Source organism: Streptomyces sp. NPDC001502, assembly GCF_042894785.1.
Taxonomy (GTDB): domain Bacteria; phylum Actinomycetota; class Actinomycetes; order Streptomycetales; family Streptomycetaceae; genus Streptomyces; species Streptomyces kutzneri.
Genome location: NZ_JBIAVW010000014.1, coordinates 194586 through 202842, shown reverse-complemented (window position 1 = coordinate 202842; position 8257 = coordinate 194586). Strand labels below are relative to the sequence as shown.

Annotated in this window: 7 protein-coding genes and 1 tRNA gene; 4 read left to right on the top strand and 4 right to left on the bottom strand. The window is 72.0% G+C overall.

The annotated features are described in order from the left end of the window. The 4 genes from ACFY0D_RS24800 to ACFY0D_RS24785 form a co-directional block, all read left to right on the top strand. The coding region (locus ACFY0D_RS24800; RefSeq protein ID WP_390800251.1) for an acyl-CoA carboxylase subunit beta at positions 1–1083 on the top strand (1083 nt) is incomplete at its 5' end. A 24-nt stretch (positions 1084–1107) separates the two neighbouring features. Continuing rightward, on the top strand, positions 1108–1293 hold the full coding sequence (locus ACFY0D_RS24795) for an acyl-CoA carboxylase subunit epsilon (protein WP_390800250.1): 186 nt from the start codon (positions 1108–1110) through the stop codon (positions 1291–1293). Positions 1294–1572: 279 nt separating this feature from the next. Beyond that, positions 1573–1645 (top strand) — tRNA-Arg (locus ACFY0D_RS24790). A gap of 233 nt (positions 1646–1878) precedes the next feature. Then, positions 1879–2718 carry a nitroreductase/quinone reductase family protein gene (locus ACFY0D_RS24785; RefSeq protein WP_390800249.1) on the top strand — a complete coding sequence of 280 codons (840 nt, stop codon included), beginning with the start codon at positions 1879–1881 and terminating at the stop codon, positions 2716–2718. On the opposite strand, the gene ACFY0D_RS24780 is transcribed toward ACFY0D_RS24785, so the two are convergent. The 4 genes from ACFY0D_RS24780 to ACFY0D_RS24765 form a co-directional block, all read right to left on the bottom strand. Further along, positions 2621–3967 carry an ATP-binding protein gene (locus tag ACFY0D_RS24780; RefSeq protein WP_390800248.1) on the bottom strand — a complete coding sequence of 449 codons (1347 nt, stop codon included), beginning with the start codon at positions 3965–3967 and terminating at the stop codon, positions 2621–2623. The genes ACFY0D_RS24785 and ACFY0D_RS24780 overlap by 98 nt on opposite strands. A gap of 177 nt (positions 3968–4144) precedes the next feature. Then, positions 4145–4348: a hypothetical protein gene (locus ACFY0D_RS24775; protein ID WP_390800247.1), complete on the bottom strand. Its 204-nt coding sequence runs from the start codon at positions 4346–4348 to the stop codon at positions 4145–4147. 112 nt (positions 4349–4460) lie between these two features. Continuing rightward, on the bottom strand, positions 4461–6425 hold the full coding sequence (locus tag ACFY0D_RS24770) for an MFS transporter (protein WP_390800246.1): 1965 nt from the start codon (positions 6423–6425) through the stop codon (positions 4461–4463). A gap of 104 nt (positions 6426–6529) precedes the next feature. Then, on the bottom strand, positions 6530–8257 hold a 1728-nt coding region (locus tag ACFY0D_RS24765), incomplete at its 5' end, for a D-alanyl-D-alanine carboxypeptidase family protein (protein ID WP_390800245.1).

Here is an 8257-nt window from a genome sequence, read left to right as displayed (position 1 = left end):
GGCGTCATCCCGCAGATCTCGGTCATGCTCGGCCCGTGCGCCGGCGGCGCCGCGTACTCCCCGGCCCTGACGGACTTCGTGTTCATGGTCCGCGACACCTCGCAGATGTTCATCACCGGCCCGGACGTGGTCCAGGCCGTCACCGGCGAGCAGATCACCCAGAACGGCCTCGGCGGCGCCGACGTCCACTCCGGAACCTCGGGCGTCGCGCACTTCGCGTACGACGACGAGGAGACCTGCATCTCCGAGGTCCGCTACCTGCTGTCCCTGCTCCCGCAGAACAACCGGGAGAACCCGCCCGCGGTCGAGACCGGCGACCCGGCCGACCGCCCCGGCGACGCCCTGCTGGACCTGGTCCCCGCCGACGGCAACCGGGCGTACGACATGCGCAAGGTCATCGAGGAACTCGTCGACGAGGGCGAGTACCTGGAGGTCCACGAGCGCTGGGCCACCAACATCATCTGCGCCCTGGCCCGGATGGGCGGCCAGGTCGTCGCCGTCGTCGCCAACCAGCCCGCCAGCTGCGCGGGCGTACTGGACATCCACGCCTCGGAGAAGGCCGCGCGCTTCGTCCAGACGTGCGACGCCTTCAACATCCCGATCGTCACCCTGGTCGACGTCCCCGGCTTCCTGCCCGGCGTCGACCAGGAGCACAACGGCATCATCCGCCACGGCGCCAAACTCCTGTACGCCTACTGCAACGCCACCGTGCCCCGCATCTCCCTCGTGCTGCGCAAGGCCTACGGCGGCGCGTACATCGTCATGGACTCCCAGTCCATCGGCGCGGACCTCACCTACGCCTGGCCCATCAACGAGATCGCGGTCATGGGCGCCGAGGGCGCGGCGAACGTCATCTTCCGCCGCGAGATCGCCGGGGCCGACGACCCGGACGCGATGCGCGCGCAGAAGATCAAGGAATACAAGACCGAGCTGATGCACCCGTACTACGCGGCCGAACGCGGCCTCGTCGACGACGTCATCGACCCGACCGAAACCCGCGAGGTCCTCATCAGCGCCCTCGCGATGCTCCGCAACAAGCACGCCGACCTGCCGGCCCGCAAGCACGGCAACCCGCCGCAGTAACCGAGCGAAGGAGAGCTGAACCGTATGAACACCCTGCTGCGCATAGAGAAGGGCGACGCGGCCCCCGAGGAACTGGCGGCGATCACCGCGATCCTCCTGGCCCGCGCCGCCGCCGTCACAGAACCCCGCCCCATCCCCCACCCCCGGGCAGGCTGGCGCCGCCTGGAACGCACCCCGGGCTTCCGCACCGCACACAGCTGGCAGGGCTGAGCGGCCGACCGTGCCGGCCGCATCGAGGGCTTCCGCCTGGACGGCGAGTCCCGCGCGCGCACGCTTCGACCGGAGCCACCCCACGAGCGGGTTCCTGCCTGCGGAGTCGGCGCGGCTTGAGGCTGTGAGCACGTATCTCCTCCTACGGATCATGCACCACCCGCTACACTGACCGCGGTGGCTACGCCCTCACCGGCTGCCACCACGCCTGTCGCCAGACACGTCTGCGCGGTCCGCCCACCTCGGCAGACCTTCGGACATGTTTGCCGACAGCACCCCGCCTTCGTAGCTCAGGGGATAGAGCACGGCTCTCCTAAAGCCGGTGTCGCAGGTTCGAATCCTGCCGAGGGCACGGACGAGGCCCCGCGGTCGATATCGATCGCGGGGCCTCTTCGCGTTGTGGTTACATGGCGCATGTGTCGCGTGACGCCGCCTACTGAGATGTGGGCCGGGCGGTGGTTGGGCAGGCACCTGTTGTCGAAGGACCGGGCCTATGGGCATGTACGCCACCGGCTACGGGTGATCTCCCTCGGTTGTTCCGCTGCCGTCGCACGCACGCACACACCGTGAGGAAGTCCACACTCCGTGTCATCGTTCAATCACAACGTCATCGAGGAATTCAGGGCGAACGCCGGCCAGGTCGGCGGGCCCTTCGAAGGTTCCGGGCTGATCCTGCTCACCACCACCGGCGCCAGGTCCGGGAAGCCGCACACCGTTCCGCTCGGGTTCGCCCGCGAGGGCGACGGGGATCTGCTCGTCGTCGCGTCCGCCGCCGGGGCCGACCGGCATCCCGCCTGGTATCACAATCTGCTCGCGCGTCCCCTCGTGGAGGTCGAGACCGGGACGCAGACGTACGAGGCCGTCGCCGTCCCCGCCCAAGGAGCGCGGCGGGACCAGCTGTTCGCGCGCGTCGTGCGCGAGGAGCCCGGGTACGGGGAGTACCAGGAGCGCACCGCGCGGGTGATCCCCGTCGTGGTGCTGCAGCGGACGCACGAGGCGGCCTCGGGCGAGGGCGGGATCGCCGGGAAGCTGCTCGACGTGCACGGCTGGCTGCGGGCGCAGCTGGCCCTCGTACGGGAACTCGCGCGCGAGGAGCCGCAGGGCGCCGCGGCGGCCTCGCTGGGGCTGCAACTGCGCCAGCACTGCCTCGCGTTCTGCCATTCGCTGGAGTTCCACCACCGGAGCGAGGACGCCGGCCTCTTCCCGTACCTGGAGCAACAGCATCCGCACATGCGGGAGTTCTTCCGCCGGATCGGCTCCGAGCACCGCGTCATCGCGCGGCTCCAGGAGGAGTTGGCAGGGGCCCTGGACGCGCCCGGCGCCCGGTTCAGCGAGCGCGTGGAGCGGCTGAGCCGGGAGCTGGAAGCTCATCTCGACGGCGAGGAAGCGCAGTTGCTCCCGGTGCTGCGGGCCCTGGAAGCGTGACGCGGGCCTCGGCGCCGCCCGCCTCCCGGTTGCGGAAGGTGAGGGTGGCGCCGAGGACCCGGGCCTGGCCGGCCGCGATGGTCAGGCCCAGCCCGTGGCCCTTGTTCGTGCCGTCCGTACGGAACCGCTGCGGGCCGGTGGTCAGCAGGTACTCCGGATAGCCGGGGCCCGAGTCCGTCACGCTCAGGGTCCGGCCGTCGACCGTGAGCGTGACCGGGGCCGCGCCGTGGCGGTGCGCGTTGGCCACGAGGTTGCCCAGGATCCGCTCCAGGCGCCGCCGGTCCGTCTCCACCCGCAGGGGTCCGCGCGGGCCGCGCACCTCCAGGGCCGTGTCGGTGCCCGAGGCGCGGATCGTGCGCGCCGCCAGGTCGGCCAGGTCGTGCGAATCCACTTCCAGGCGTTCGCTGCGCGTCTCCAGACGGGAGATCTCCAGGAGGTCCTCGGTCAGCGAGCGCATGGCCCGCACCCGGTCCCGTACGAGCTCGGCCGGGCGGCCCGGCGGCAGGAGCTCGGCGGCCGCGTTCAGGCCGGTCAGCGGGGTGCGGAGCTCGTGGGCGACGTCCGCCGTGAACCGCTGTTCCGCTTCGAGCTTGGACTGCAGCGAGGAGGCCATGGTGTCCAGGGCCCGGGAGACCGCCGCCACCTCGTCCTTGCTGCGCGTGCTGTCGTCGACGCGCGCGTCGAGGTCGCCGGCGCTGATCCGGCGGGCCACCTGCGCGGTCAGGTGCAGCCGCCGGGTGATCCGGGTGACGACGAACGCGCCGATGAGGAGGGTGCCTGCGATGGCGAGCCCCGAGGAGCCGAGGATGGCCCGGTCCAGTTCGGCGATGGTCCGCTCACTCGCGCGGAAGTCCACGGAGACGGCCAGCGCGCTGCCGTGGGCCGCGGGCCCGGCCGCCCACATCACGGGCCTGCCCCGGTACGTGCCGACGGCCGTGCCGCGCCTGCCGCCGACGGCCAGGGCTCGCAGCTCCGGGGGCAGGCCCGACGGGTCGATGCCCTCGCCGCGCGGCATGCGCGCGCCGGTCTCGTAGGCCTCGACGGTCCGTTCCAGCCGGGTCAGCGCCTTCTCGCGGGCCGTGCCCACGGTCTGGCGTGTCATGGCGCCGTGCACGAGGCAGCCCAGCAGCGCCGCGAGTCCGCAGCACATGAGGGTGATGAAGACCGTGGCCTTCCAGGTCAGGGTCGAGGTCCAGGCCGGCAGCCGCGGGCGCGGCTGCAGCCGCGCGTCGCGCTGCGTGTCGTTCATGGTCACGTCACGGTAATGCGCGAGCCCCGGCGGGTGAGCGGCGGGATCCGGCCGGATCCCACCGGCTCAGGCCGAATCGCGTCGACAAGACACCCCCGAGCACGGATCGCGACCGACAGCGGCATCAAGGCGCACGAAGCCCTCCCGGCCCTGGCCGGAAGGGCTGTGCCATCACGGTCAGCTCAGGCCACTGCTGCGTTCGCCGATACGGTCGCCCTGCGGAGTGCCGGCCCGCTTGAGCGCGGCCTTCGTGTGCGGTCCGCCCTTGACCTTGCTCCGTACCGGACCACTGAAGCCGTGTCCCGGAGCGCGCGGCGGCTGTGGCTGCTCCTGCGCCTTCGCGATGGCCACCCGGACATCCCGCTTCTGCTCTTTGTTCATCCCGTCGTCAACTCCTTCGGGAAGCACCCAATCGGACTACTGGGATCGTATGCACATATACGGACCAACGCACCCGGACCGATGGGCAAAGAATTCCGATCAAGAGTCTCGATCAGGGACGCGGCGGAGCCGGACGCCTCGGCTGGCCCAGCGTCTGGTGCACCAGGTCCTCCGGGCAGGGCGTCCCCCGCGGCAGCTGGTACTTCGCCGCCACCCGGTACTCCCCCGGCGCCGGCGCCAGCAGCTCCGTCCACACGTCCCCGGTCTCGTCCGGAGCGGCCTTGAAGAGGCACCCCGCCGTGTTCGCGTACTGCTTCCGCAGCGCGCCGCCCTCCCCGCTCCCGCCCCGCGCCTTCGAGGCGAAGGTCTCCTGCGGGGGCGGTACGGGCCTGCCCGCCGCGTCCACCAGCCCCAGCCACGGCGAGTGCGGGATCCGCACCAGCACCCGTCCGGGCTGCTTCACGTCGACGACCAGCTGGTCGGCGCTCGCCCGCACCACGGTCGCCGGTCCGGCCACCAGGTCGGTCGGCTCGTCGACCTTGAAGAGCTGCCAGTTCGCGTCGCCCCACACCTGCTGGAGGTACGGGAGCCCGCCGCGCACCAGCTTCGCCTCGTCCTCCCCGCCCGAGTCGGGTTTGTCGGCGGGCAGCACCACGTAGTGCACGGCCCAGCGCTCCAGCCAGGCCCGGTAGCTGTCGGCGGTGAGGGTGTCGTCGTAGAAGAGCGGGTTGCGCTCCAGGTCGGCCTGCCGGTTCCAGCCGCGCGCGAGGTTCACGTACGAGGGGAAGGCGGAGGACTCGCGGTGGCTGCTGGCCGGGACCACCTCGACCCGGCCGCGGTCGGCGCCCGCCTTCTGCAGCTGGTCGACGAGCGGGGCCAGCTCCCGGCTCCAGGCGGCCAGCGGGGTGGTGCGGACGATGTCGGTGACGCTGTTGGTGGTGATCCAGGCGTTGATCCCGACGAAGGCGAGCAGTACCGCGTACCAGCGCCGCGAGCGCGGGAGCTCGTACGGGAGGGCCGCGAGCAGCGCGGCCCCGCCGAAGAGCATCACCAGGCGGGTGACGTTCGAGCCGACCTGGGAGTCGATCACCCACGTGAGGAAGACGCCGAGGGCGTAGACGGCCGAAGCGATCCGGACGGTCTTCCACCGCCTCGGTACGAGGAACAGGATCAGCAGCCCGAACACGAACGGCAGCCCCGCCGAGCCGATCTTCATCGGCTGCGTCCCGGAGAACGGGAACAGCCACGCCGACAGCCCCACCACGGCCACCGGGGCCAGCCCCAGCGCGTACGCGCCCGGACGCCGCCCGCTCAGGAACAGCGCGGCCGCGATCACCCCGAGGAAGAGCCCGGCGACGGGGCTCGCGGCGGTCGCGAGGCCGGCCAGCGGGGCCGCCACCGCGGCCTTGGCCCAGCGCCGCTCCGCCCACTTGCGGGGCCAGCAGAAGACGGCGGCGACGGCGCCGAGCGCGAACATCACGCCGAGGCCGAAGGTGACACGGCCCGAGAGGGCGTTGCAGAGCAGCCCGTAGACCCCGGCCAGGGCGGGCCACAGGGGCTCGCGCACGGCCCCGCGGCAGCGGGTCAGGATCAGGGCGAGCAGCCCCGCCGAGACGGTGCCGGCGATCATCATCGTGGTCCGGACGCCGAGCATGTGCATGAGGTACGGCGAGACCACGCTGTACGAGACGGGGTGCATGCCGCCGTACCAGGCGAGGTTGTACGCCGAGTCGGGGTGGCGGCCGACGAACTCGGCCCAGGCGTCCTGCGCGGCCAGGTCGCCGCCGCTGTTGGCGAAGCTGAAGAACCAGACGACGTGCAGCAGCCCGGCGAGGACGGTGGCGACGACCACCGGATGGCGCCGGGCCCCGTCGAGAACGGCACCGAGCGGGCCGCGGGGCGGCCGTATGCCTCCGGGCGCGGAGGGTGCGGCGGAGGCGGCGGACCCGGCGGGCGTGGCGGACTCGGCAGACCCCGCGACCGCGGCGGGCGCGGCCGTCGCGGACACCCCGGAAGCACCGCCGTCGGCCGACGGGATGGCCTCCTGGCGCCGACCCTGCTGCTCAGCGGTGGTCACTGCCGCACTCCCCAACCCATGAGTACACGAACTTCCCGGGGGCCAAGACGCGGCCCGGCGCCCCGGGGTTGCCCGGGGCGCCGGATCCACGTTCTCACCGGATGTCAGCCGACGCGCGTCAGCTTGCTGCCGATCCCGGGAGCGGCCAGGTCGTCCTTCAGCGCCACCGGCACCTTGACCTGGCTGGCACCCTCGCCGACGGTCAGCACGCCGACCTCGGTACCGGCCGTCGCGGTCTGCGGCAGCTTGCCCCCGCTGTCCGCGAGCTTGATGTCCACGGTCAGCGAGGCCCAGCCGACCGCCTGCACGTCGGCGGTGGCCACGACCGGCGTCCGGCCACCGAGCCCGTCGTCGACGTAGCCCACGACCTCACCCTTCTTCACGACGGTCGCGGCGTCGAGTGTCTTCTGGGTGGCGAGCATCAGCTCCTTGCTCGCGGCGAGCACGGTGTCGATGATCGCCGGCTTGTGCTGGCCGAGGACGGCTCCGACGATCAGCTGGTTGGTGTTGCCGACCTTCTTCTGGGCGGCGAAGAGCAGGTTTCCGCCCGCCTTGGTCGTCGTACCGGTCTTGATGCCGAGCGCGCCGGTGGGTCCGGTGAGGCCGTTCCAGTTCCGCCAGGTCTTGCCGTACGGGTCGACCCAGTTGGGCTTCTTGGTGATGTCGAGCAGCGTCTCGATCTCGACCAGCTTCAGACCCAGCTTCACCTGGTCCTCGGCGGTGCTGACCGTGGTCGCGTCCAGACCCGAGGGGTCCGTGTACGTCGTGTTGGTCATGCCGAGTTCCTTGGCGGTGTCGTTCATCTTCTTGACGAACGCCTCCTGCGACCCGGAGTCCCAGCGCGCGAGCAGCCGCGCGATGTTGTTGGCCGACGGGATCATCAGGGCGGCGATCGCGTCGTACTCCGAGATCTTGTCGCCCTCCTTGACCGTGTCGAGGGTGGACTCGTTGTCGGTCGAGTTGTTCTTCTTGCCCTCGGTCTCGGCCGTCTTGTCGATGTCGATCATCTGGCCCTGCTCACCCTTCTTGATGGGGTGGTCGCGCAGGATGATGTACGCCGTCATCGACTTGGTGACGCTCGCGATCGGCACGGGCTTCTGCTCGCCGGACTGGCCGAGCGTGCCGAGACCGGCGGCCGCCATGTACGCCTGCCCCTCGGTGGGCCACGGCAGCTGGGGCTTGGTGCCCTCGAAGGTGAACGAGGACTTCCCGGTCATGACGAGGTTCGGCTCGGGCAGCGGGCGCACCAGCTGCACGACGGCCAGGATGACCGCGAGGAGCGCGACGAGCGGCGCGTAGATCTTGATCCGCCGGATGGCGGTCCGCATCGGGCTCGGCGGCGGGGGCGGGTTGTTCGTGAGGTCCGCCAGCATGTCGAGCGGCGGCTTGGGCGGCAGCGGCTGCTGCGTGGTCCGCTCGGAGTGGTCGAACCGCGCGGCGGCGGGCGGAACCGGAACCTTCGGCCGCGGCCCGGCCGCGGGCGTCGGCGCGGGAGCGGGAGCGGGAGCGGACGCGGGCGCGGGCTTCGGAGCGATGCCCTCCGGACGCAGCGGCACGAAGGTGCTGCCCTTGGGCGACTCGGCCGCGGGCCGGGCCTCGGCGGGCCGCGTCTCGGCGGGCTTGGCTTCGGCCGGCTTGGACTCGGCGGGCTTGGCGGCGAGCCTGGCCTCGGCCGGCTTGGCCAGGTTCGGCCTGGCGGGGGCGGGCTTGGCGGGAGCCGGCTTCGGGGTCTCCGCCCCGGCCGCGTCCACCTTCGGGACACGGAAGACGGCGGTGCGCTCGCTGTCCACGGGCTTCTCGGCCGCCGCGGCCGGCTTCGCCTCGGCGGCGGG